We start from the raw sequence: 22,935 nt of genomic DNA on the forward strand, positions 1-22,935 counted from the left end.
AGATATGAGACGAAGACGCCAAAAGGAACGCAAAAACATGTCAAAGCAAAAGATCACCGAAGAAGACGCCCTGGCGTTCCATCTGGAGCCGACGCCCGGTAAGTTCGAAATTAGCGCAACCGTGCCGATGACGACCCAGCGTGATCTGTCGCTGGCGTATAGTCCGGGCGTTGCGGTGCCCTGTTTGGCGATCGCGGAAAACCCCGAATTGGCCTATGATTACACTAACAAGGGCAATCTGGTTGCGGTGATTTCCAACGGTACGGCGGTGCTTGGCCTCGGCAACCTTGGCGCGCTCGGGTCCAAGCCGGTGATGGAGGGCAAAGCAGTTTTGTTCAAGCGTTTCGCTGACGTGAACTCCATTGATATCGAGTTGGATACGGAAGATCCTGACAAGTTTTGCGAGGCCGTGCGCCTTATGGGACCAACGTTTGGTGGCATTAATCTTGAGGACATTAAAGCACCCGAGTGTTTTATCATCGAACAGCGCCTCAAGGAAGAGATGGACATCCCCGTTTTCCATGACGACCAGCACGGAACGGCGGTGATTTGCGCCGCAGGTTTGTTGAATGCGTTGCACCTGTCGGGCAAGAAAATCGAAGATGTGAAGATCGTTTTGAACGGTGCTGGTGCCGCTGGAATTGCCTGTATCGAATTACTGAAATCCATGGGTGCGCGGCATAGCAATTGCATCGTTTGCGATACAAAGGGGGTCATCTATCAGGGCCGCACGGAAGGCATGAACCAGTGGAAATCGGCGCATGCTGTGACCACTGAATTGCGTACATTGGAAGAGGCAATGAAGGGTGCGGATGTGTTTCTTGGCGTGTCGGTCAAAGGGGCGGTAACGCAGGAGATGGTGCAAAGCATGGGCGATAATCCGGTGATTTTTGCCATGGCGAATCCCGATCCGGAGATCACTCCAGAAGATGCCCATGAGGTCCGCGTCGATGCGATTGTTGCAACGGGGCGCAGCGATTATCCTAACCAAGTCAATAATGTACTTGGGTTTCCCTACCTGTTTCGCGGTGCCTTGGACATTCATGCGCGCGCGATTAACGATGAAATGAAGATCGCTTGCGCTCATGCGCTCGCGCAGCTGGCGCGCGAAGATGTCCCGGACGAGGTGGCGCTGGCATACGGAAAGAACCTGACATTCGGGCGTGATTATATCATTCCGACACCATTTGATCCGCGGCTGATTCATCGCATTCCTCCCGCGGTTGCGAGGGCGGGAATGGACACGGGCGTTGCGCGTCGTCCGATCATTGATATGGACAGTTACGAGTTGTCGCTGAAGACCCGCATGGATCCGACTGCGAGCATCTTGCGTGGCATCAATTCGCGCGCTCGCGCGGCGCAGGCACGTATGATCTTTGCAGAGGGCGATGATCCGCGCGTTCTGCGCGCGGCTGTCATGTATCAGCGCGGCGGTTTGGGAAAAGCGCTTGTCGTTGGACGCTCGAAAGATGTGCAGGAAAAGCTGGAAGCGGCGGGCATGGGTGACGCATTCCGCGAGCTGGAGGTGGTTAACGCCGCCAACACGCAGCATTTGGACGTTTACAAGGATTACCTCTATAAGCGTTTGCAGCGCAAAGGCCTTGATCGCACCGATGTTCACCGTCTTGCGACCCGCGATCGCCATGTCTTTGCCGCCCTTATGCTTGCCCATGGTCATGGCGACGGATTGGTTACCGGCGCCACGCGTAAATCAGCGAATGTTCTCGAATTGGTTAACCATGTGTTCGATGCGACTGCCGAAGACGGCGCCGTCGGTGTAACCGCTTTGCTGCACAAGGGACGCATCGTTTTGATGGCGGATACGCTGGTGCATGAATGGCCGGATGAAAATGATCTGGCTACGATTGCCGAGCGTGGGGCTGCAGTTGCGCGCCATCTTGGCCTCGAACCGCGCGTCGCTTTTGTCAGCTTCTCGACCTTTGGCTACCCGGTTTCCGAGCGCGCGGAGAAAATGCACATTGCGCCGGACGTTCTCAAAGCGCGCGGCGTCGATTTTGAATACGAAGGCGAAATGACCGTCGACGTTGCGTTGAACGCAAAATCGGCCGAGCAATATCCGTTCTCGCGCTTGACGGGGCCTGCGAATGTATTGGTCGTTCCTGCGCGCCATTCTGCCAGTATCTCCGTCAAGTTGATGCAGGAATTGGCGGGCGCGACGGTGATCGGTCCGATCCTGAGCGGAATCGACAAGCCGATCCAGATTTGCTCGACGGTTGCGACGGCGAATGACATTCTGAACATGGCTGTGCTGGCGTCCTGTAAGGTTGGTTAACGCTATAGGGAGATTCGCATGACCATATTTAACCTGGGCTCGATCAACGTTGATTACGTTTACCGCGTTTCGCATTTGCCGGGTGCGGGTGAGACGCTTGCAGCGCACTCCTTGCAAACGGGATTGGGTGGCAAGGGCGCGAATATGTCTGTCGCTGCTGCGCGCGCGGGAAGCCATGTGGCGCATATCGGTGCGGTCGGCCCCGACGGGATTTGGGCGCGCGATCGATTGATGGAATATGGCGTCGATACGCGCCATATTGCGCAAATCGATGTGCCGACGGGTCATGCGATCATAAATGTGGATGACGCCGGCGAGAACGCGATCACGCTGTTTTCTGGTGCCAATCAAAGCATTGCTCAAAGTGCAATTGGCGCTGCGCTAAGCGCGGGATCAGTGGGTGATATTTTGGTGATGCAGAATGAAACCAATGGGCAAGAGTATTTGGCGAAAACAGGTTCTAACCTGAAATTTCGCGTCTGTTATGCTGCGGCCCCCTTTGACGCGAAAGCGGTCAAATCTGTTCTGCCATACCTTGATTTTCTGATCTTGAACGAGGTCGAGGCTAATCAGTTGACCCGAGCGCTGGGCGTGGAAATTGGCGCGCTTAAGGTGGCGGACATCATCGTGACCTTGGGTAGCAAAGGCGCGCGGTGGATCAACGCGGGGGCGGGGGTTGATCAGCACTTTGACGCGCTGAGCGTTACGCCTGTCGATACCACAGGGGCGGGTGATACGTTCACGGGTTACGTATTGTCGGGCTTGGATCGGGGGCTGTCGATGGGGCAATCCATTTCGCTTGCCATGCGCGCCGCGGCCTTGATGGTTACGCGGATGGGCGCGGCGGATGTGATCCCCGACCTCAAAGAGGTCGAGGCGTTTGCGGGCCTTTAGTGGCTGACAAAGGGCGCGTCTTTACCCCAAAGTTGCTTAACGCGCGCGTCGCGGCCGCAGCCCATTCTATAGCGCTTGTAGGCATCTGATTGTTTGACCGCACCAAAGCGGGTCAACACGCGTTTGGTGCCTTTGTAGTAATCCTGATGATAGTCTTCGGCTTCGTAAAACGCTCCGGCCTGAATGATCGGGGTCACGATTTTCTGACCAAGGGCGTTCTGGGCAGCTTGTTTCGCGGCGGTTGCAGCGGCGCTTTGCGCGTTTGTCGAGACGAAAATCGCGGTGCGATAGCTGTCACCGCGATCGCAGAACTGTCCGCCCGCGTCGGTCGGATCGACAGAGCGGAAGAACATGTGCAGTAATTGATTGTGCGACACTTTCGTGGGATCGAATATCACCTGAACGGCCTCATAGTGTCCTGTGCCGCCACCCGTGACCGTCTTGTAGGTCGGGTTTTTCGTGTTACCGCCAGTATAGCCGGAGACCACTTCTTTGACGCCTGGCACGCTTTCAAAGTCACTCTCGATGCACCAAAAGCAACCTCCAGCCAGTGTCAAAATTTCCGTTTCGGCGGCTTTAGCGGGTTGGCTGTGCAAGGTCATCCCAAGAGCGATTAGGCCTGCGAGAAGGGCGGGTTTGATCTGTTTGAATTGAAACATGTTTGTCTCCTTTAGTTGACGCTATGGCTAGAGGGGGCGATCGATCAATCCACTGACATGCAAAGTCACGCCTTGGTGACAGGAATTTACCGCTTGGCGCGGTTGAATTGTTTGCCTAGCATTGCGCAAAACAGGAGGGGCTTGTGAGAATTGCGATGTGGTCAGGGCCACGAAATTTGTCGACGGCGCTCATGTACAGCTTCGCCAACCGCATGGATATGAGTGCGGTGGACGAGCCTTTTTATGCGGCCTACCTGAACGAGACAGGGCTGGATCATCCAATGCGCAAAGAAGTGATTTTGTCGCAAAACGTTGATCCGAAACTTGTCGTTTCTGCCTTGTTCGAAGCTGATACAGCAGTGCATTCCTATCAGAAACACATGACGCAGCATATGCTGCCGTGCGTTCTCCGTGACTGGATGAGGGAGGTCACAAACGTCTTTCTGATCCGCCATCCTGCACGTGTTCTGGCGAGTTTTGCGAATAAGTATGACGGGCTCACGCTGGCTGATATCGGGTTTGTGCAGCAATTGGAGTTGTTCGATCAGGTCTGTGCGTTTGGGCAGGTGCCTGTCGTCATCGATAGTGCCGATATTCGCGCCAACCCCGAACGGGCGTTGCGTGCATTATGCCATGCGATAGGCTTGGAGTGGGATCCAGAAATGTTATCCTGGCCTGCCGGTCCCAAGCCGTTTGATGGCGTTTGGGCGTCGCATTGGTATGATGCAGTCCATCGTTCGACGGGCTTTGCTGATACGGAGGGTGAATTGCCTGTTTTGAGTGGCGAATTGCAGGTGATCAACGAAAAAGCGCTGCCAATCTACGAGAGACTGGCAGCGCATAAATTGTCAATTTAGAGTCTACTTCTTCAGGCGGCGCTCGCGTGCGGCAAGCAGTTTCAAGCGAAGCGCGTTCAACTGGATAAAGCCCGCTGCGTCCTTTTGATCGTATGCGCCTGCATCATCTTCAAACGTGACATGGGCTTCGGAATATAAGCTGTGATCGGACCAACGCCCAACCGTGCGCGCAAGGCCTTTGTAAAGTTTGAGGCGGACCGTGCCGGTAACATGTTTCTGGCTATGATCAATCGCTGCCTGCAACATTTCACGCTCAGGGCTGAACCAAAAGCCATTGTAGATCAGTTCGGCATATCGCGGCATCAACTCGTCTTTGAGGTGGCCAGCCCCTCGATCAAGCGTGATCTGCTCGATGCCGCGATGCGCTTCAAGCAGGATCGTGCCGCCAGGCGTTTCATAGATGCCGCGCGATTTCATCCCGACGAAACGGCCCTCGACCAGATCGAGGCGGCCGATGCCATGTTTGCCGCCAAGCTCGTTCAGCTTGGTTAACACTGTGGCGGGGCTCATGGCTTCGCCGTTGACTGAAACCGCATCGCCTTGTTCGAATCCGACTTCGATAAATTCGGGCGTGTTGGGCGCATCTTCAGGGCTGACCGTGCGCTGGTAGACGTAATCGGGCGCGTCGTTTGCCGGATCCTCTAACACTTTGCCCTCGGAAGAGGTGTGCAACAGGTTGGCATCGACCGAGAACGGCGCTTCGCCGCGCTTGTCTTTTGCAATAGGGATCTGGTGCTTTTCTGCGAAGTCGATCAGCTTGGTCCTGCTGGTCAAATCCCACTCACGCCAGGGCGCGATCACCTTGATATCGGGGTTAAGGGCATATGCGGCCAATTCGAAACGAACCTGATCGTTGCCTTTGCCGGTCGCGCCATGGGCAATCGCGTCGGCACCAACTTCTTCGGCAATCTCGATCAAGCGTTTGGAGATCAAAGGGCGCGCGATGGAGGTTCCAAGCAAATAGAGTCCCTCGTAAACCGCATTGGCACGGAACATAGGGAAAACGAAATCACGCACGAATTCCTCGCGCACGTCTTCGATGTAGATGTCTTTTACGCCCATCAATTTAGCCTTGGCGCGGGCTGGTTCCAGTTCTTCGCCCTGCCCGAGATCGGCGGTGAAGGTCACGACTTCGCAGCCATATTCGGTCTCGAGCCACTTCAGAATGATCGAGGTGTCTAGGCCACCAGAATAGGCCAGAACGACTTTTTTAGGCGCAGTCATCGCGGGTTCCTTTCAGGAGAATTTGATCGCGCGGATACCGTGTTTTTGTAAGGTGGGCAAGGCGCTGCGCTGCGCATTGGGCTTGAATGCGCGACTGCGCTGCGTCAGACACGGTTAATGACCAGTTTTCAAGATAAGGCGATCCTCGCCGAACATGCGATCCGCGGTGTGCTGCCGCCGACGCCTTTGCAGCGCAACGTGCATTTGTCCGAGGCGTTCGGCGCGGATATTTGGCTGAAACGCGAAGACCTGTCGCCGGTGCGATCCTACAAATTGCGCGGTGCGTTCAATGCGATGCGCAAGGTGCTGGCCGGTGATCCGGGCAAGGCCGATTTTGTCTGCGCGAGCGCGGGAAATCATGCACAGGGCGTGGCCTACATGTGCAAATATTTTCAAGTGAAGGGCACGATTTTCATGCCGGTCACGACGCCGCAGCAGAAGATCGACAAGACACGGATATTTGGTGGCGAGCACATCGAAATCAGTTTGGTGGGCGACTATTTTGATGACACATTGCGTGCGGCACAGGCCTATTGCGCCGATATTGATGGTCATTTTTTATCGCCCTTCGATGATGAGGACGTGATCGAGGGGCAAGCGACGGTGGCGGTCGAGATCGAAGCGCAGCTAGGTGGCATGCCGGATCGTATCATCCTGCCTGTCGGTGGGGGTGGCCTTTCGGCGGGTGTGCGCAGCTATGTTGGTGATCGCTGCGCATTAACCTTTGTCGAGCCGATAGGCGGCGCCTGTCTGCTTGCAGCTTTACAGGCTGGAGGCCCCGTCGATTTGAGAAAGGTGGATACCTTCGCCGATGGCGCGGCTGTGGGCCGGATCGGCGTGCGCACATTTGACCGCTTGCGCGATGTTTCCTTGGTGGACATGATACAAGTTAGCGAAGATCGTCTGTGCATCACGATGCTGGAAATGCTCAATATTGAAGGGGTTGTTCTTGAACCCGCGGGCGCGCTTGCGATCGATGCGTTGAAGGATTTACGTGAGCAGATCGCAGGCAAACAAGTGGTTTGCGTCGCCTCTGGCGGTAACTTTGATTTTGAACGTTTGCCCGAAGTCAAAGAACGCGCACAGCGGTTTGCGGGGTTGAAGAAATATTTCGTGTTGCGCATGCCCCAGCGCCCCGGTGCCTTGAAGGAGTTTCTGGGAATTCTTGGGCCGGAAGACGATATCAGCAGGTTCGAGTACCTCAAGAAGTCCGCACGCAATTTCGGCTCGGTCCTGATCGGTCTCGAAACCAAGAGAGCGGAAAATTTCGATGCGCTTTTGAGTAAATTGGAAGCGGCTGGATTTACTTACACCGACATAACCGACGATGAAATTCTGGCGCAATTTTTGATTTAGGGGCCTGAAATGTTTGCAGACAAGACGATTGTTGTGACGGGTGCCGGTAGCGGAATTGGCGCGGCGCTGGCGCGGATGTTTGCGCATCAGGGTGCCAGGGTTTGCGTTTCGGATTTAAACGGTGCAGCGGCTCAAAAAATAGCTGCTGATACAGGCGGGCTGGCAGTTCAATGCGATGTGCGCGACGAGAGCCAGATCATCAAACTGATTAATACAGCCGAAACCCGCCTTGGCTCGATCGATGTTTTCATCTCCAATGCAGGGCTTGCCTGTGGTGAACCGAGTCATGCCGCCTCTGCAAGCACACAAGTCTGGCAGTTGAATTGGGAAGTGCATGTGATGGCGCATGTCTACGCGTCGCGAGCCGTGCTGCCTTCGATGATCGCGCGCGGTGGCGGCTATCTGGTGAATGTCGCCTCTGCGGCCGGGCTTCTTAATCAAATCGGTGACGCGGCCTATTCGGCGAGCAAACATGCCGCCGTCAGTTTTGCTGAATCCTTGGCAATCACCCATAGTGGCGACGGAATCGATGTGTCGGTGGTTTGCCCCCAGTATGTTGCGACACCGCTTTTGGATATGGATGATCAGACCGACACCGGCGGTTCTTTGATAAGCGCTGATGATGTGGCGCAAAGTGTGCTGGCCGGGATGATCGCGAAAGAATTTTTGATCCTGCCGCATCCGCAAGTCTCTGAATATGTCGCACTCAAAGGCACGGATCACATGCGCTGGATTTCTGGTATGCAAGGGCTTCGACGCAAGTTCCTGCGAGACTCTGAAAACGGCGACTTGAAAGAGATGCACAAGTTTATCTGATCTAGGCGGCGGCACTTTCTGCCAGTTTGGATAGAAACGCCGTTTTGGATGCCTCGTAAACGCCGACGACCTGATCTAGCTCCTCGACCGGTTCGCCGGACGCCGCGCGTTTTTCCCCTAGGTGGCAAAGCTTTGCAAGGCCCTCGAAGCCAAGGTTAAGCGCACTGCCTTTGAGGAAGTGTAAATCCTCCTCGATGGCGTCGATGCTTTTGTCTTTGCTAAGGGTTTCAAGCCTCTCTTCGACCTCGCTCAAAAATAAGTCAACAACTTCCTCAAAGTCCTCTGCGCCGATTTCATCGCGCAGTTCTGTCGCCCGTGCCCAATTGATCATGTCGCCCTCCTGTGGGGGATTTATCTGTGGAAAAAGTGAATAAGTCGTTTCTAAAACCATAGCTGATCAGAAGTTTGTTAGAACTTTGAATTTCACTTTTCCTTAGGACTTTCGGTTTAGCGAGGGCGTCGAGAGGAAAGAAAGTGAATGCAATCCAGCCGATAGAATTGGGCGTGCTCGAACAGAGCCACTTGTCAAAAATTAAGGTACTCATTGTTGATGATAGCCGCCTTCAACGACGCATCCTTTCCGCGTCTTTGTCCCGTATGGGGTATGAGGTGCGTGAAGCCGAAGGCGGGGCGCAGGCGCTTGAGATTTGTGAAGGCTGGCCACCTGATCTGGTGCTTAGCGATTGGATGATGCCGGGGATGGATGGCCTGGAATTCTGCCGCTTTTTCAAAGCGATGCCACGCGAAGGTTACGGGTATTTCATCCTTTTGACATCCAAGAGCGCGAAGGATGATGTGGCGCAGGGTCTGGAGGGCGGGGCAGACGATTTCCTTACCAAACCCGTGAACGGTATCGAGCTTCGTGCGCGCTTGGCTGCGGGCGAACGTATCATCCAGATGCAGCGTGAGTTGACCAGCCAGACCAAGGTCATTTCCGATACGTTGGATCAGTTGCGTGCGGTGCACGATTCCCTGAATCTCGATCTGATAGAGGCCAAGAAACTTCAACAATCCTTGGTTCGTGAGAAACACAAAAAATTCGATCGCGCGTCATTGTCTTTCACTTTGCTGTCTGCGGGTCACGTGGGCGGCGATCTGGTTGGCTATTTTCCGATCTCCAGTACCGAAGTCGGTTTTTTTGCAATTGATGTGTCAGGCCACGGGGTGAGTTCGGCCCTTATGACGGCGCGTTTGGCGGGGTATTTGACGTCCCCCTCGCCCGATCAAAACATTGCGCTATGCTATCTTGAGGACGGGACAATTTGCGCAAGGCCGCCATCGGATGTGATCGCAGACCTCAATCGGATTGTGTTGGAAGAAATGGAGACGGACCACTATTTCACGGTAATTTTGGCTTTGGCTAATATGGAAACCGGCGCAACGACGTTGTGCCAAGCGGGCCATCCGCATCCCTTGGTGCGCCGCAAGGATGGACGTATCGAGCAGGACGGAACGGGCGGGCTTCCTGTAGGGTTGTTCGAAAATGTGGACTTCGAGGAATTTCGGGTTCAGTTGGAGCCGGGTGATCAGCTTATATTGTCATCCGATGGCATTACCGAATGTCCCGATGTTGAGGGTAATATGCTTGGGGAAGATGGATTCGAGAGGATGGTGCAAAAGTTAAGCGGGTCAAGCGGCCCGCAATTGCTTGAAGCGCTGGTTTGGATGTTGTCGGAATACGCGGTTGATGCGGGTTTTCCTGATGATGTTTCAGCGGTTCTTTATGAATTTTTGCCTTGGCAATAGCGATCAAGCGCGCGAAGCAAAAACTGCTGATCACCTACGTTTTTGATCAGATTAGGAGCCTGCTCAAAAGGAACCCAGTTGGCGTGATGCCCTCTTTCTGTGGGCTCGCCAATTTTCATCGCGGGCCGTGCAAGGAAAATATGGCAGAGTTTATTTGCCCACATGTCGTACTCTGGCATAAAGACAAACCGGCGGAATGCGCCAAGACGCACAGGTGCGCCAATGCTCCAACCGGTTTCTTCCATAACCTCGCGGCGTAGTGCTGGGATCAGGCTTTCACCCGGATCAATACCGCCACCAGGAATTTGAAATTCAGGGATTGGTTCTTCCTGGAAGGTTAACAACACCTTCCCTTCGCGGATGAGGATAGCATATGCGCCGGGTCGGTTGCGATAAGTTACACCGCTTTTGGGAGGTGTACCAAAACGTCTGATCATGTGCTTGCCCTTGGACCTGCGCTTGAAGCGCCTATATAGGCGCGGTATGCCAAGAGCCTGCGCATAAGGAAACCCCATGTCACTTGGACAAAAACTCGCTTGGGACGATTCGGTCCTACCATTTCAGTTGGATGCTTCGGACATTCGTGGCCGCGTTGCGCGCCTTGACGGTGTTCTCGACGGTATTCTTCAACAACATAGTTACCCACCGGCGGTCGAAGCACTGGTCGCAGAGATGGCTGTCCTGACCGCCCTGATCGGCCAAACGATAAAATTACGCTGGAAGCTGTCGCTTCAGGTGCAATCCAAAGGTGCGGTTCGTATGATCGCGACGGACTATTATGGCCCGACCGAAGATGGTGAACCTGCGCGCATCCGGGCCTATGCAAGCTATGATGCGGATCGTTTGACCGACGCGAGCCCGTTCGAGCAAATTGGTGAAGGCTATTTCGCGGTCATGATTAACCAAGGTGAAGATATGCAGCCCTACCAAGGGATCACGCCAATCGCGGGCGGCTCCTTGTCGACCTGCGCCGAAGCGTATTTCGCGCAGTCCGAGCAAATTCCAACACGGTTCGAGCTGAGTTTCGGCATTTCGACTGAAGATGCTGCGCCGCATTGGCGCGCGGGGGGGGTGATGTTGCAGCACATGCCGAAAGCCTCACCTTCGGTGACCGAAGCCACGGGCGAGGGTGGGCTTTTGTCCGCGAATGATGTTGCGGGCGGTGGCGATGATGGTGAAAACTGGAAGCGCGCGAATATTCTGCTTGATACGGTGGATGAATTGGAATTGATCGGCCCGATCATTACACCAGACGCTCTACTGCTTCGCCTTTTTCACGAAGAATCCCCGCGTGTTTTTGACGCTCAGCCCGTGCGTTTTGGCTGTACCTGTTCGGAGGAGCGCGTTCGTCAGAGCCTATCTATCTATTCGGCCAAAGATATTGCGACGATGACGACAGAAGAGGGGCGCGTGACGGCGGATTGCCAGTTCTGCGGCGCGCATTACGATCTGGACCCCGCGAGTGTGGGTTTCGAGGCGGATGCCTGAGCGTATTGCGCATATTCGTTCGAAGCTGGTGGGGGCGAATTCGCCCTCGTCCGATTATGATCTGAATCCTGAAATTAATCTTCCCTGGGGGCGCAAGCTTCGCGAGGCGGCGGTGCTTGTTCCCTTGATTGAACAGAATGGGGAATGGCGGGTGATCCTGACCATGCGTTCCAGTGCGCTGAAACATCACCCGGGGCAGATTGCGTTTCCTGGTGGCAAGCAGGATGAAAGCGACGAAAACCTGATCCAAACCGCGCTGCGAGAGGCTGAGGAAGAAATCGGACTGCCGAGGGGCAACGTCGAAATTTTAGGAACACTGGCACCGCATGAAACGGTGACGGGCTTCACGGTCACGCCGATCGTGGGCCTGCTGAAAGCGCCCTTCGGGATCAGGCCCGAAGCTGGCGAAGTGACCGAAGTGTTTACGGTTCCTCTGGCCTTCTTAACCAAGCCAGAGAATTTCCAGATACAGTCCCGGCGCTGGCGCGGCAAGCGCAGGTATTACTATACCATTCCTTACGGGTCCTATTACATCTGGGGGGCAACGGCGCGCATGCTTCGCGCCTTTGCTGACGCCCTGGCTGCGCGATGAAAATCGCGGGCGATTGGATCGAGGCACTGGCGACCCAAGCAGTTTTTGACGCGTTAACCGGTCAAGGATACCAAGCGCTTTTCGTGGGCGGATGCGTGCGTAACGCGCTTCTGAAGGTTGCTGTTTCGGATATCGATATCGCCACGGATGCGCATCCTGAAGAGGTGACGCGCTGTGCGAAGACCGCTGGTTTACGCGCTATTCCAACGGGGCTGGACCATGGTACGATAACAGTCGTTTCAGGCGGTATCGCACATGAAATAACCACGTTTCGTGCGGACGTTGAAACCGATGGACGCCATGCCAAAGTGCAGTTTTTCGATGACGTTGCGAGGGATGCAGCGCGGCGCGACTTTACCATGAATGCGCTTTACGCGATGGCCGATGGGTGTGTGATCGACCCGCTGGGTGGGCTGGCGGATTTAGAGCGCGGTCATGTGCGTTTCATCGGTGATGCGGGCGCGCGCATTTGCGAGGATTATCTACGCGCGCTCAGGTTTTTTCGCTTTACTGCGTGGTACGGCGATCCTGCGCTCGGGATTGATGCGAATGGGCTGGCGGCGGTGGCAGGCAATCTTGAGGGGTTGGAGAGATTGTCGCGCGAACGCGTCGGCGCAGAGTTGAAAAAGTTACTGAGTGCGCCTGATCCCTCAATGGCGGTTGCTGCGATGCGCAGTTGTGGCGCTTTAAGTACAGTTCTGGATGGCGTCGATGATCGCGGGCTTTCGCCCTTGATTCACCATGAACAGGAATGGGGTGTTGCCCCTGATCCGATGCGCCGTTTGAGCGTGTTATGCGGGGGCGAAAACGCAGAAAAACTGCGCCTGAGCAAGGCGGATAGGGCGCGCTGGGCGATGTTGCGCGGGGAAGTCGGGTCGATGAAAGCGGCCGGACATTTGGGGTATTTGCATGGCAGCCCCGTTGCGCTCGATGTGCTTATCTTGCGTGCTGCGATATTGGAGATGCCTTTAAGCGAAACGCAAATAGAAGAAACTAAAAAAGGTGAAAGCGCGGCATTTCCAGTGAAGGCAAAAGACCTCCCTGACCTGTCAGGCAAGGATTTGGGCGCGCGCCTCAAAGCGTTGGAAGCGCTATGGATCGCATCGGAATTTACGCTGAGCAAAAGTGACCTTCTCAAGTGACCATTTTGAGTGATCCCCTGTATTTGTTCGTTTTTCTAGGCCTGTTTTCGCCTGGGCCCAACGTGATCCTGCTCACAGCTTCTGGCGCGCGTTTCGGGTTCATGCGCACGCTCCCTCATCTGCTGGGTGTCGCGCTGGGCGTCGGGATCATTGCGGGGCTAACTGCCTATGGTCTTGGCGCTATCTTGCTAGCATTTCCGAGCCTGACGCTTGCCCTTAAGATCCTCGCATCGGTTTGGATTTTGTGGATGGCGTGGGGGCTTTGGAATGCCAAGCCACGCGAGGTGGACGACACGGACGCGCCGATGACTTTCATCCAAGCGTTGCTGTTCCAATGGGTGAACCCGAAAATCTGGGCCGTCGCCCTAACAGCGATGTCGGCCTATCCGGGTGGGCTTTCCCCGACGGGCGAAGCGCTGCGCCTCGCGAGCGCGTTTTCGGGCATTAACCTTTTTGTCTGCCTGTTCTGGACCTCCGCGGGGGCGCTTCTTACTTATCTTTTGATGGCACCGCTGGCATGGCGCATTTTCATGCGCGTCATGGCCTTGGCCTTGGTGATTTTTTCGCTCATGGTCTTCGTCTAACCAAATAGACTGGAAGGCTGCGTGCCATGCTGCGTTTCTTCGAACGCCTTGTTGATCCTTATGTGAGCTATTCGGAAACGAATGTGCCACCTACGAAGCTGTGGCCGTTCATGATGAATTATGCACAGCCGTTCAAAAAGGTATTCTGGTACACGGGCATTATGTCCGTTGTCGTCGCTGTGGTCGAAATCTGGCTAATTTCCTACATGGGCCGCGTCGTAGATATTTTGCAGGGCGATCCAGCGCAGGTCTGGGCGATTTACGGCGGCGAGTTCATTCTGGTCGCGCTGTTTATCCTGTTCATCCGTCCTGTGCTTCAATTCATCGACGTGGCGTTGCTCAACAATACCATTCTGCCGAACTTTGGCACGCTCATTCGTTGGCGCGCGCATAAACATGTGCTGAGGCAATCGGTGGGTTGGTTCGAAAATGATTTCGCGGGGCGCATCGCAAACCGGATCATGCAAACACCGCCCGCTGCGGGCGAGGCGGTGTTTCAAGTGTTCGACGCGATCACCTTTTCGCTGGCTTATGTCATCGGTTCGACCATTCTGCTTGCGCAGGCCGATCCGCGTTTGGCGGTGCCTTTAGTGATCTGGTTAGGCCTTTATGGCGCATTGGTTTTGTGGACAGTCCGGCGCGTTGGGCCAGCGTCGCAAGCTTCGTCGAATGCGCGCTCATTGGTGACGGGGCGCGTTGTCGATGCGTACACGAATATTCATTCGGTAAAGATGTTTAGTCATGGACCGCAAGAGCTTGATTACGCCCGAGACGCGATCGAAGAAGCACGCGTCACATTCCAAGCAGAAATGCGCATTTTCACCATGATGGACGTGGTTTTGGTGATGCTGAACGGTTTGCTTATCATCGGTGTTGTTGGTGGTGCGATCTGGCTTTGGATGCAGGGCGAAGCGTCGGTTGGCGTTGTTGCTGCGTCTACTGCGCTGGCGTTGCGCCTTAACGCGATGACGGGTTGGATCATGTGGGCGCTGACGTCCTTCTTCCGGCAGCTTGGTGTCGTGAAGGAAGGTATGGAGACGATTGCGCAACCTATCACCTTGGTTGACGATGTGGATGCAAAGCGTCTGGATCTGCGCAACGGGCTGATTGAAATGGATAGGCTCACTCATCATTATGGGAGACAAACAGGCGGTTTAGACTCTGTTTCGTTGCGTATTGAACCGGGTCAGAAAATCGGCTTGATCGGTCGATCAGGTGCAGGGAAGAGCACTTTGGTCAAGCTGCTCTTGCGGTTTTACGACGCTGATGGTGGACGCATTTTGATCGACGGGCAGGACATTGCGAAGGTAACGCAAGACAGCCTGCGTGCACAGATCGGGATGGTGCAGCAAGATAGTTCCTTGATGCACCGCTCTGTGCGCGACAACATCGCTTATGGGCGGCCCGAGGCGAGCGAGGAAGAGATTGTCGCAGCCGCCAAGAAGGCCGAAGCGCATGAGTTCATTCTGGGCCTTGCCGATGCCGAGGGCCGCGAGGGATACGATGCTCAAGTCGGCGAGCGGGGGGTGAAACTATCGGGCGGTCAGCGCCAAAGGATCACGCTTGCGCGGGTTATTCTGAAGGATGCGCCGATCCTGCTGCTCGATGAGGCGACCAGCGCACTCGACAGTGAAGTCGAGGCTGCGATTCAGGAAACGCTCTATGGGATGATGGCTGGCAAATCGGTGATTGCGATTGCGCACCGGCTGTCCACGATCGCGCAGATGGACCGCATTTTGGTGCTCGATCGCGGCAAGATTGTCGAAGACGGCAGCCATGACGCGCTTTTGAAAAAGGGTGGGCTATATTCCGAGTTCTGGGCGCGTCAGTCGGGCGGGTTTTTGAATGCCGAGGATGTATGAAAAAGATCGACACATGGATCGAAGCGTTTCGCCCTGCTGATGGGCCGCCGCCGCGCACGCTACGCGCGTTTTTGGGCTGGTGTCTGTCGGGGGCTTGGCCGGTTCTGATCTTTGCGGCACTTTTGTCGGCGGCGGCAGGTGCGATGGAGGCGGGCACCGCGTGGATTCTTGGCATGGTGATCGACACGGTCGTCGCCAGTGGTGCTGAGAATTTCTACGCACCGGGAAATATGCTCATGATCGGGCTGGCTGTCGGGTTCTTCGTGATCCTGCGGCCTGTGACTTTTGCACTGTCGTCCGGCGCGAACCACATCATCGTGATGCCAAACGTTTCGACTTTGGTGCAGTCGCGTTTGCACCGTTGGTCGCTTGGGCAATCGGTCACTTTCTTTGATGACGATTTCGCGGGGCGTATCGCACAAAAGCAGATGCAAACGGCGCGTGCGGTGACGGATGTCGTGTCCGAAACGATCAACGTGGTGGCCTTTGCGTTGGCGTCGCTTGTTGGCAGTTTCGCGCTTTTGAGCGCGATCGACTGGCGCGTGGCTGCATTGTTCGTGATTTGGCTTGTGTTCTATTTTGCGTTGATTGCCTGGTTCTTGCCGAGAATTCGCGCGCGATCTGCGACGCGGGCAGGGGCACGAGCGGTGGTGTCAGGGCAGGTGGTGGATACGATCACCAATATCAAGACGGTCAAGTTGTTTGCGCATGACGCTCATGAGGACGAGGTCGCCTTGGGTGCAATGGGCAAGTACCGCCATGAGGCGCTTCAATATGGCTGGATCGCAGCGTCGTTCCGGTTTTTTCTGATGTTGGTTGCGGGCATTTTGCCTGTTTTGCTGATGGGTGCGTCGATCTATTTCTGGCAGCTGGGACAAGCAAGCCCGGGAGATATTGTCGCCGCGGGCGCCGTGTCGATCCGCATCGCGCAGATGACCGGCTGGGTCAGTTTCACGCTGATGGCTATCTATTCCAACGTCGGCGAAATTGAGGACGGGATGCGCACGCTGAGCAATCCGATCCGCGTCGATGACGCGGAAGGCGCAGAGGATATCCGCGTCGAACAAGGCGAAATCTGCTTTGAAGATGTGGACTTTCAATACGGCAATGCACTCGGCGGTGTTCAGAACATGACCCTCACGATTGGCGCGGGGGAAAAGCTGGGCATCGTCGGTGCGTCTGGCGCTGGTAAATCGACCTTGGTGTCGCTTCTTCTTAGGCTCTATGAGGCAGAATCCGGGTGCATTTCGATTGACGGGCAACCGCTTGAGGAGGTCACGCAGACCTCGCTGCGGCGCGCTATTGGTATGGTCACTCAGGAAACTGCGATGTTTAATCGCTCTGCACGGGACAATATCCTGTATGGGCGTCATGGTGCGGATGACGCGGACATGGTGCACGCGGCGGAGCAGGCAGAGGCGAGTGGTTTTATTGCCAACCTGCGCGATAATGCGGGACGCAGAGGCTATGATGCGCATCTGGGTGAGCGCGGTGTCAAGCTATCGGGTGGGCAACGCCAGCGTATCGCTTTGGCGCGTGCGATTTTGAAGGATGCACCCATTCTTGTGCTGGATGAGGCGACAAGCGCACTGGATAGCGAAGTAGAAGCGTCGATCCAAACCGCGCTAGAGCGCGCGATGGAGGGTAAAACGGTTCTGGCGATCGCGCACCGGCTGTCGACGCTCTCCAAGATGGACCGGATAATCGTTTTGGATGATGGCCAGATCGTTGAAGATGGTACGCACGATGCGCTGCTGGCGCAGGACGGGCTTTATGCGCGCTACTGGAATCGTCAGTCAGGTGGCTTTATCGACGTGCGTTCTGCCGCCGGATAAGGCACTAGCGCGCTTATGGATGAATTTTTGATAGAGCGTTTGGGGCATCAGGGCGACGGAATCGCCGCCGGCCCCGTTTATGCCGCGCGCACCCTTCCGGGCGAGCGTGTGCAGGGTATTCGCAACGGGGATCGCTTGAGCGACGTGAAGATTGTCGAGCCGTCTGATCTGCGTGTTGCCGCCCTTTGCAAGCATTACAAAAGCTGTGGAGGCTGTCAGTTGCAGCACGCGGCAGAGCCGTTCGTGGCAGATTTCAAGCAGCGGATCGTGCAAAGCGCACTGGATGCCCATGGGATCAAGACGGAGTTCCGTGCGATCAAGACCTCGCCGCCGCAAAGCCGTCGCCGCGCAACATTTGCAGTACGCCGTACTAAAAAGGGCGCGCTTTGGGGGTTTCATGCGCGCGCCTCTGATACGGTGATCGCCGTGCCGGAGTGTCAGCTTGTTGTGCCAGAGTTGCTGCAAGCGGGTCCTTTGATGGATGATCTGGCCTTGATTGGTGGATCGCGCAAAGGCGAGATGTCGGTGAATGTCACGCTCTCCGAGGTCGGGCTTGATGTGTATGTGCAAGGTGGCAAGCTGCTGGACAATGCGCTCACACTCGCGCTGTCGGGGTTGGTGGAAAAGCACCGCCTTGCGCGCCTGACGTGGGACGACGAGGTCATCGGTATGCGCAATCCGCCACATCAGAAATTTGGCGCAGGCAAGGTGGTTCCGCCGCCTGGTGCCTTTTTGCAGGCAACGCAGCACGGGCAGGATGTCTTAACTGCTGCGGTGTTGGACGCGGTCAGCGGCGCGCGCGGCGTCGATCTGTTTGCGGGATGCGGCACTTTTACGCTGCCTCTGGCAGAGCGATCTGAAATTCTTGCGCTTGAGAGCGACAAGGCGATGATCGCAGCGCTGGACAGTGGCTGGCGTAAGGCCAAAGGGCTGAAAAAAGTGCAAGCAGTCGCGCGTGATCTGTTCCGACGTCCGTTGATGCAGGACGAATTCAAGCACATGGATTTTGCTGTGCTCGACCCGCCGCGAGCGGGGGCAGAGGCGCAAGTGGCCGAGATTGCGCAAAGCGCATTGGAACAGCTTGCCTATGTGTCATGCAATCCCGTGACCTTCGCGCGCGACGCGAAGGTGCTGATCGGGGCTGGTTTTACGCTTGATTGGATACAGGTTGTGGATCAATTCCGCTGGTCTGCGCATGTAGAGCTTGCAGCGAAGTTTGGCCGCACACATATGCAGCGCTAAGGGCGTGGATAGGACATTCTGATGCGGCAAAAATTAGATGCGTGGCTGGACCAGCCTTGGGTCGGGAATTTCATCATTGGGGTGATTATTCTGAATGCCATAGTGCTCGGGCTTGAAACTTCTGGCGAGGTGATGGCGCGTTATGGCACACTTATTCTTGCGATCGACACAGCCTGTCTGGCGATCTTCGTTGGGGAAATTATCGCCAAGTTGATCGCACGGGGTGCGCGGTTCTTTCGCAGTGGTTGGAACCTTTTTGATTTCGCGGTAGTTGCGATCGCGCTCGTCCCGGCATCGGGTGGCCTTTCGGTACTACGCGCTTTGCGTATTTTGCGGGTGCTGCGTGTCGTGTCTGTTGCGCCAAGTCTGCGGCGCGTGGTCGAGGGGTTCGTTACCGCTCTTCCCGGGATGGGCAGCGTGTTCCTGTTGATGTCGATCATTTTTTATATTGGTGCTGTGATTGCAACGAAACTGTTTGGAAGTGATTTTCCGCAGTGGTTCGGCTCACTTGGGCAATCGGGTTACACGCTGTTTCAGATTATGACGCTCGAGAGCTGGTCCATGGGCATCGTGCGCCCTGTGATGGAGGTTTATCCCTACGCTTGGGCCTTTTTCCTGCCGTTTATTTTGATGACGACCTTTGCGGTGGTTAACCTTTTGGTGGGTCTGATCGTGAATTCGATGCAGGATGCGCATCAAGCCGAAGATGTTGCGCGCACGGATGCGTATCGCGACGAAGTTGTCGCGCGGCTTGAAACGATCGAAAAGATGCTTTCGCAGAAAGAGACGTCACAAGAGCGTCAGAGATAGCGAAATCCTTTTGAGCGGCGAATGAAACCGTCTATGAAGGACCTAATTGTAAGCACCGAATTTGAGGCAGTGATTCAAATGAAACGACGCCTTCTTATTCTTTCGATTGCCTCTACATTGGCGTTGAGCGCGTGTTCGAGCAAGTTCAAACGCTACAATGGTCCGCACGTGACGCGCGTGATCGTGTACAAAGAGCAGCGCAAGATGCACCTGATGCACAGGGGCGAGGTGCTGCGCAGTTACGACATCGGGCTTGGATTTGCGCCTTATGGTCACAAAGGTGAAGAGGGCGACGGGCGAACGCCGGAGGGCGAGTATATTATCGACCGTCGTAATCCGAATTCGGAGTTCCACCTGTCTATCGGCATCGATTACCCGAATGCACAGGACATTGCCAAAGCGAAAGCAGCTGGGGTTAGCCCCGGGGGCGATATCTTTATCCACGGACGCCCGAGCAAAAACGCTGGCGGTGGCCGCGACTGGACTGCGGGTTGCATTGCCGTGACCAACCGGGAGATGGAACGGATTTATGCTATGGTCGAAAACGGCACGCCGATCTCTATTTATAAATAAGTGAGGGGTTGGTGGGGCGTCAGTTTGCAGCGAGCTGAAGCGCGCCGCTTGCTTGCCTTCCTGTAACAAGGGTCCACCAGATTTTTCCGTTGCTTTCTTGAAAGTAGGAAAAGCCCATATCGGTCGCAGAATTGTCGAGGATGACGTTGCGCGTGTTGGTTTCTTCCATCCAGGCGGCGAGCGTTTCGAGTTCCGTCTCATAGGTTTCTGAAATGTTTTCACCCTTGAGCTGACCTGTATAACCGACGCGGCGCACACGATCGATGGGCGACGAGCCGTCAGAGCCAAAATGCCAGGGGCGGTTCTGGATCGACATATCACGCGAATGGGTTGCTGCGGCGGCATTCAGTATTGCATCAAGTTTTAGAGGTGCGGCACCGGATGCGCCGCGCAGAGAATTAACTGAATCAAGCATGCGGAACTGAATTTCAGCCACATCGCCAGCCCCGATGCGGTAGACTTTGGGAAGCGGTTTTCCATCCGGCGCGAGCGTGGTTTGTTGGGGGCTGCCGCATGCGGTGAGGGCAAGTGTCGCCAAAACAAGAAGAAATCCGATGCGCTTCATAGAATAGTACCCCGACTTAACTAGCTTAGCCCTACTCCTCTATGCGTTGCGATTCAAACCCACAATCGGTTGGCTTTTGCACAATCACGTGCGTTTCAATTGCGAGTGAGGCTTTCGCGCAATAACAATGTGGAAAAAGGTGCCGGTCTGAATTGGAGAACGTGGTGAGCGCAGATGTGAAAAAGAGGCTGGATCGACGCAGTTTTATAAGTGCTGCGGGCGCTGCTGTTCTGGCGGGACCGGCATTGGCACAAGAGACGCCGATCCCCAGCAATGGCGCCGTCGAGATTGAAGAAGACATCAGCCATGCAGTGCGGCGTAACATCTCCAGCTTTCGCACACTGGACTGGCGTCCGTATTTTAGCAATCTGAACAATGGCGCGATACTCGTCGATATCTCGAGCCGCGCCTTGCATTACTGGCCTGCAGACGGTGCGGGTTACAGACTATACCCGTCTTCGGTGCCGCTTACGTCTGATTTAACTAAAAAAGGTCGCACGACGATCGTGCGTAAGGTCGAGGGGCCCACCTGGCGTCCGACGCCATCTATGAAGAAGCGCAACCCCGAGTGGCCGGACTTTGTTCCTGCAGGCCCGGACAATCCGCTTGGAACGCACGCATTGTATCTAAGCTGGACTTATTATCGCATCCATGGAACGCATGATACACGCAAGATCGGTCGCCGCTCATCCAATGGGTGTATTGGCTTGTACAACGAGCACATTGCGGAGTTGTTTGCGGTCGCCAAAGTGGGCACACAAGTGTTGCTTATTTGACGACATTTAGGCGATCTTGGGGTGAGCGGTTAAAAGATGGGTTTGCATTCCCTGATAATAACTGGTTAGAACAAGATACGAGGTTTAAGTCTTGGGTGCTTATTGTCTTATTAACAAGGCAATGGGCGAATTCTAGAGGATAGTACTATGAAAAAAATCGCACTTGCTGCCGCACTTTCCGTCGCTGCTTCCACTGCCTTCGCGGGCAACATGGCTGCACCAATCATGGAAGCGCCAATCATCGTTGAAGAAGCCAAAGCGGGTTCTTCTTCTTCCGGTATCCTGGTTCCACTGCTGATTCTTGCAGTTGTAGCCGCGGCCGCAGCTTCCTAAGCTCACGCTTAGAAATCTGATCTGAAAGGGCGGTACTGCGGTGCCGCCTTTTCTTATTCTTGAGACAGGTCTTTAGAGGTCTGTCTTCTGATTGAGCGCGCTGAAGCGCGCACTTTTTTAGCATGTCCAAAAAGACATGCGGAATGGGGCGTTGCCCCACCCCCTAAAGTTTAAGTGGAAAGATGAAGGGTGGAGAGACGCTTAGTCGAGCCAGCCTTTGAGATTGTCTTCAATCACAGCAGAGAGCGCGGCGATATGTGCTGCGTCATCATTGAGGCAGGGGATGTAAGTGAAATGTTCGCCGCCACCCTCTTCAAAGCTCTCTTTGATCTCTTCGTTGATCTCTTCCAGAGTTTCGATGCAGTCGGAAGAGAAGGCAGGCGCGATCACTGCGATGTTGGTCTTGCCATCTTCCTCTGCGAGGCGCGCGACTTCTTTTACCGTGTAGGGTTTGAGCCATTCTTCAGGGCCGAATTTAGACTGGAAGGTTGTCGTGATTGCGGTGTCGCCCCAGCCTAGGCGGTCTTTTAGCAGGCGCGTCGTTTTCTGGCATTGGCAGTGGTATGGATCGCCCTCGCGTAGATAACGTTCGGGAACACCGTGGTAGGAGCAGACCAGAATATCAGGCTTTTTGTCCGCAGCGGCGTAGGCGCGCTCGACAGATTGCGCAAGCGCCTCGATATATAGTGGATGTTCGAAGTAAGGTGCGATCGTACGCGTGGCGGGTTGCCATTTCTCGCTCATCAGCACGCGGAAGAACTCATCGTTTGCTGTGGCGGACGTCGCTCCTGCGTAATGAGGATAGAGCGGCACGAAAAGGATTTTGGTGCAGCCAGCAGCGATCATGGCGCGCACCTTGCTTTTCGTTGAGGGGTTGCCGTAACGCATGCAGTAATCGACCATGACGCTATCGCCGTAGCGCGCGGTCATTGTTTCAGTGATCGCGGCATGCTGTTGTTTGGTGATCGTCATCAGCGGGCTTTCATCCGCCTCCTCATTCCAGATCGAGCGATAGGCCGCCCCAGAGGTGAAGGGGCGTTTGGACAGGATGATCAGTTGCAGCAATGGCTGCCAAATCCACGGCGAGTAATCGATAACGCGGCGGTCCGAGAGGAATTGACCAAGGTAGCGGCGCATGGACCAGTAATCTGTGTTGTCAGGTGTGCCGAGGTTGGAAATCAGGATGCCGACTTTGGCCTCTGGGATTTTCGGGTGATCTTTGGGTGCGTGCGCTGGGCAGCTCGCGGGGACGTTGGTATCGAACATGTGATCACTCCGGAAGGTCAGG

The 22,935-nt window shown here is 55.3% G+C and carries 23 protein-coding genes; 17 read left to right on the forward strand and 6 right to left on the reverse strand.

The genetic code is table 11. The annotated features are described in order from the left end of the window. Nucleotides 1-37: 37 nt before the first annotated feature. Complete coding sequence (locus B9P63_RS04920) at nucleotides 38-2,293, forward strand: NADP-dependent malic enzyme (protein WP_085307456.1); 2,256 nt, start codon at nucleotides 38-40, stop codon at nucleotides 2,291-2,293. 18 nt (nucleotides 2,294-2,311) lie between these two features. Then, on the forward strand, nucleotides 2,312-3,187 hold the full coding sequence (locus B9P63_RS04925; protein WP_085307457.1) for a ribokinase: 876 nt from the start codon (nucleotides 2,312-2,314) through the stop codon (nucleotides 3,185-3,187). On the opposite strand, the gene msrA is transcribed toward B9P63_RS04925, so the two are convergent. Next, the gene (gene msrA / locus B9P63_RS04930) at nucleotides 3,184-3,846 is read right to left on the reverse strand and encodes a peptide-methionine (S)-S-oxide reductase MsrA (protein WP_085307458.1); all 663 of its coding nucleotides are present in this window, start codon (nucleotides 3,844-3,846) and stop codon (nucleotides 3,184-3,186) included. The two genes, B9P63_RS04925 and msrA, sit on opposite strands and share 4 nt — an antisense overlap. 143 nt (nucleotides 3,847-3,989) lie before the next feature. Here msrA and B9P63_RS04935 point away from each other — a divergent pair, with 143 nt between their 5' ends. Then, complete coding sequence (locus B9P63_RS04935; protein WP_085307459.1) at nucleotides 3,990-4,703, forward strand: sulfotransferase-like domain-containing protein; 714 nt, start codon at nucleotides 3,990-3,992, stop codon at nucleotides 4,701-4,703. Nucleotides 4,704-4,706: 3 nt separating this feature from the next. Here B9P63_RS04935 and B9P63_RS04940 read toward each other — a convergent pair whose 3' ends face one another. Further along, nucleotides 4,707-5,927 (reverse strand): argininosuccinate synthase, encoded by a 1,221-nt coding sequence (locus B9P63_RS04940; protein ID WP_085307460.1) that lies wholly within the window; start codon nucleotides 5,925-5,927, stop codon nucleotides 4,707-4,709. A 117-nt stretch (nucleotides 5,928-6,044) separates the two neighbouring features. On the opposite strand from B9P63_RS04940, the gene ilvA reads away from it, so the two are divergent. Both ilvA and B9P63_RS04950 read left to right on the forward strand, forming a co-directional pair. Then, nucleotides 6,045-7,283, forward strand: a complete 1,239-nt coding sequence (gene ilvA, locus B9P63_RS04945; protein WP_085307461.1) for a threonine ammonia-lyase IlvA — start codon at nucleotides 6,045-6,047, stop codon at nucleotides 7,281-7,283. A 9-nt stretch (nucleotides 7,284-7,292) separates the two neighbouring features. Further along, the gene (locus tag B9P63_RS04950; protein WP_085307462.1) at nucleotides 7,293-8,099 is read left to right on the forward strand and encodes an SDR family oxidoreductase; all 807 of its coding nucleotides are present in this window, start codon (nucleotides 7,293-7,295) and stop codon (nucleotides 8,097-8,099) included. 1 nt (nucleotide 8,100) lies between these two features. Here the strand turns inward: B9P63_RS04950 and B9P63_RS04955 are convergent, their stop codons facing one another. Beyond that, nucleotides 8,101-8,430: an Hpt domain-containing protein gene (locus B9P63_RS04955; RefSeq protein WP_085307870.1), complete on the reverse strand. Its 330-nt coding sequence runs from the start codon at nucleotides 8,428-8,430 to the stop codon at nucleotides 8,101-8,103. Between the two features lie 173 nt (nucleotides 8,431-8,603). Between B9P63_RS04955 and B9P63_RS04960 the strand changes: the two genes are divergently transcribed. Beyond that, entirely contained in the window at nucleotides 8,604-9,845 is a 1,242-nt protein-coding gene (locus B9P63_RS04960; RefSeq protein WP_342743569.1) for a PP2C family protein-serine/threonine phosphatase, read from the forward strand. Here the strand turns inward: B9P63_RS04960 and B9P63_RS04965 are convergent. Further along, a complete protein-coding gene (locus tag B9P63_RS04965) occupies nucleotides 9,821-10,282 on the reverse strand; it encodes an NUDIX domain-containing protein (protein ID WP_085307871.1) in 462 nt (153 codons plus the stop codon). The genes B9P63_RS04960 and B9P63_RS04965 overlap by 25 nt on opposite strands. Nucleotides 10,283-10,358: 76 nt before the next feature. Between B9P63_RS04965 and hslO the strand changes: the two genes are divergently transcribed. The 9 genes from hslO to B9P63_RS05010 all read left to right on the forward strand — a co-directional run bounded on the left by hslO (nucleotide 10,359) and on the right by B9P63_RS05010 (nucleotide 19,973). Further along, the gene (gene hslO, locus B9P63_RS04970) at nucleotides 10,359-11,333 is read left to right on the forward strand and encodes an Hsp33 family molecular chaperone HslO (RefSeq protein ID WP_085307464.1); all 975 of its coding nucleotides are present in this window, start codon (nucleotides 10,359-10,361) and stop codon (nucleotides 11,331-11,333) included. Then, entirely contained in the window at nucleotides 11,326-11,925 is a 600-nt protein-coding gene (locus tag B9P63_RS04975) for a CoA pyrophosphatase (RefSeq protein WP_085307465.1), read from the forward strand. The genes hslO and B9P63_RS04975 overlap by 8 nt, the downstream gene beginning before the upstream one ends. Continuing rightward, the gene (locus tag B9P63_RS04980) at nucleotides 11,922-13,067 is read left to right on the forward strand and encodes a CCA tRNA nucleotidyltransferase (RefSeq protein WP_085307466.1); all 1,146 of its coding nucleotides are present in this window, start codon (nucleotides 11,922-11,924) and stop codon (nucleotides 13,065-13,067) included. Before B9P63_RS04975 ends, B9P63_RS04980 begins: the two co-directional genes overlap by 4 nt. 2 nt (nucleotides 13,068-13,069) lie before the next feature. Further along, the gene (locus tag B9P63_RS04985) at nucleotides 13,070-13,651 is read left to right on the forward strand and encodes a LysE family translocator (protein WP_095532998.1); all 582 of its coding nucleotides are present in this window, start codon (nucleotides 13,070-13,072) and stop codon (nucleotides 13,649-13,651) included. Between the two features lie 26 nt (nucleotides 13,652-13,677). Then, complete coding sequence (locus tag B9P63_RS04990) at nucleotides 13,678-15,513, forward strand: ABC transporter ATP-binding protein (protein ID WP_085307468.1); 1,836 nt, start codon at nucleotides 13,678-13,680, stop codon at nucleotides 15,511-15,513. Continuing rightward, nucleotides 15,510-17,348, forward strand: coding sequence for an ABC transporter ATP-binding protein (locus tag B9P63_RS04995; RefSeq protein ID WP_085307469.1), 1,839 nt, complete (start codon nucleotides 15,510-15,512; stop codon nucleotides 17,346-17,348). The genes B9P63_RS04990 and B9P63_RS04995 overlap by 4 nt, the downstream gene beginning before the upstream one ends. A gap of 15 nt (nucleotides 17,349-17,363) precedes the next feature. Continuing rightward, nucleotides 17,364-18,590 carry a class I SAM-dependent RNA methyltransferase gene (locus B9P63_RS05000; protein WP_085307470.1) on the forward strand — a complete coding sequence of 409 codons (1,227 nt, stop codon included), beginning with the start codon at nucleotides 17,364-17,366 and terminating at the stop codon, nucleotides 18,588-18,590. A 21-nt stretch (nucleotides 18,591-18,611) separates the two neighbouring features. Continuing rightward, the gene (locus tag B9P63_RS05005) at nucleotides 18,612-19,400 is read left to right on the forward strand and encodes an ion transporter (RefSeq protein ID WP_085307471.1); all 789 of its coding nucleotides are present in this window, start codon (nucleotides 18,612-18,614) and stop codon (nucleotides 19,398-19,400) included. Nucleotides 19,401-19,478: 78 nt separating this feature from the next. Further along, nucleotides 19,479-19,973, forward strand: coding sequence for a L,D-transpeptidase family protein (locus B9P63_RS05010; RefSeq protein WP_085307872.1), 495 nt, complete (start codon nucleotides 19,479-19,481; stop codon nucleotides 19,971-19,973). A gap of 19 nt (nucleotides 19,974-19,992) precedes the next feature. On the opposite strand, the gene dalA is transcribed toward B9P63_RS05010, so the two are convergent. Beyond that, on the reverse strand, nucleotides 19,993-20,538 hold the full coding sequence (gene dalA, locus B9P63_RS05015; RefSeq protein WP_085307472.1) for a divisome-associated lipoprotein DalA: 546 nt from the start codon (nucleotides 20,536-20,538) through the stop codon (nucleotides 19,993-19,995). A 164-nt stretch (nucleotides 20,539-20,702) separates the two neighbouring features. Here dalA and B9P63_RS05020 point away from each other — a divergent pair, with 164 nt between their 5' ends. Continuing rightward, on the forward strand, nucleotides 20,703-21,314 hold the full coding sequence (locus tag B9P63_RS05020; protein ID WP_085307473.1) for a L,D-transpeptidase: 612 nt from the start codon (nucleotides 20,703-20,705) through the stop codon (nucleotides 21,312-21,314). A gap of 147 nt (nucleotides 21,315-21,461) precedes the next feature. Further along, complete coding sequence (locus B9P63_RS05025) at nucleotides 21,462-21,647, forward strand: hypothetical protein (RefSeq protein ID WP_085307474.1); 186 nt, start codon at nucleotides 21,462-21,464, stop codon at nucleotides 21,645-21,647. A 201-nt stretch (nucleotides 21,648-21,848) separates the two neighbouring features. On the opposite strand, the gene hemH is transcribed toward B9P63_RS05025, so the two are convergent. Next, nucleotides 21,849-22,913, reverse strand: a complete 1,065-nt coding sequence (gene hemH / locus B9P63_RS05030) for a ferrochelatase (RefSeq protein WP_085307475.1) — start codon at nucleotides 22,911-22,913, stop codon at nucleotides 21,849-21,851. Nucleotides 22,914-22,935 lie beyond the last annotated feature (22 nt).

It is taken from the genome of Planktotalea arctica (genome assembly GCF_002105285.1).
Lineage (GTDB): Bacteria > Pseudomonadota > Alphaproteobacteria > Rhodobacterales > Rhodobacteraceae > Planktotalea > Planktotalea arctica.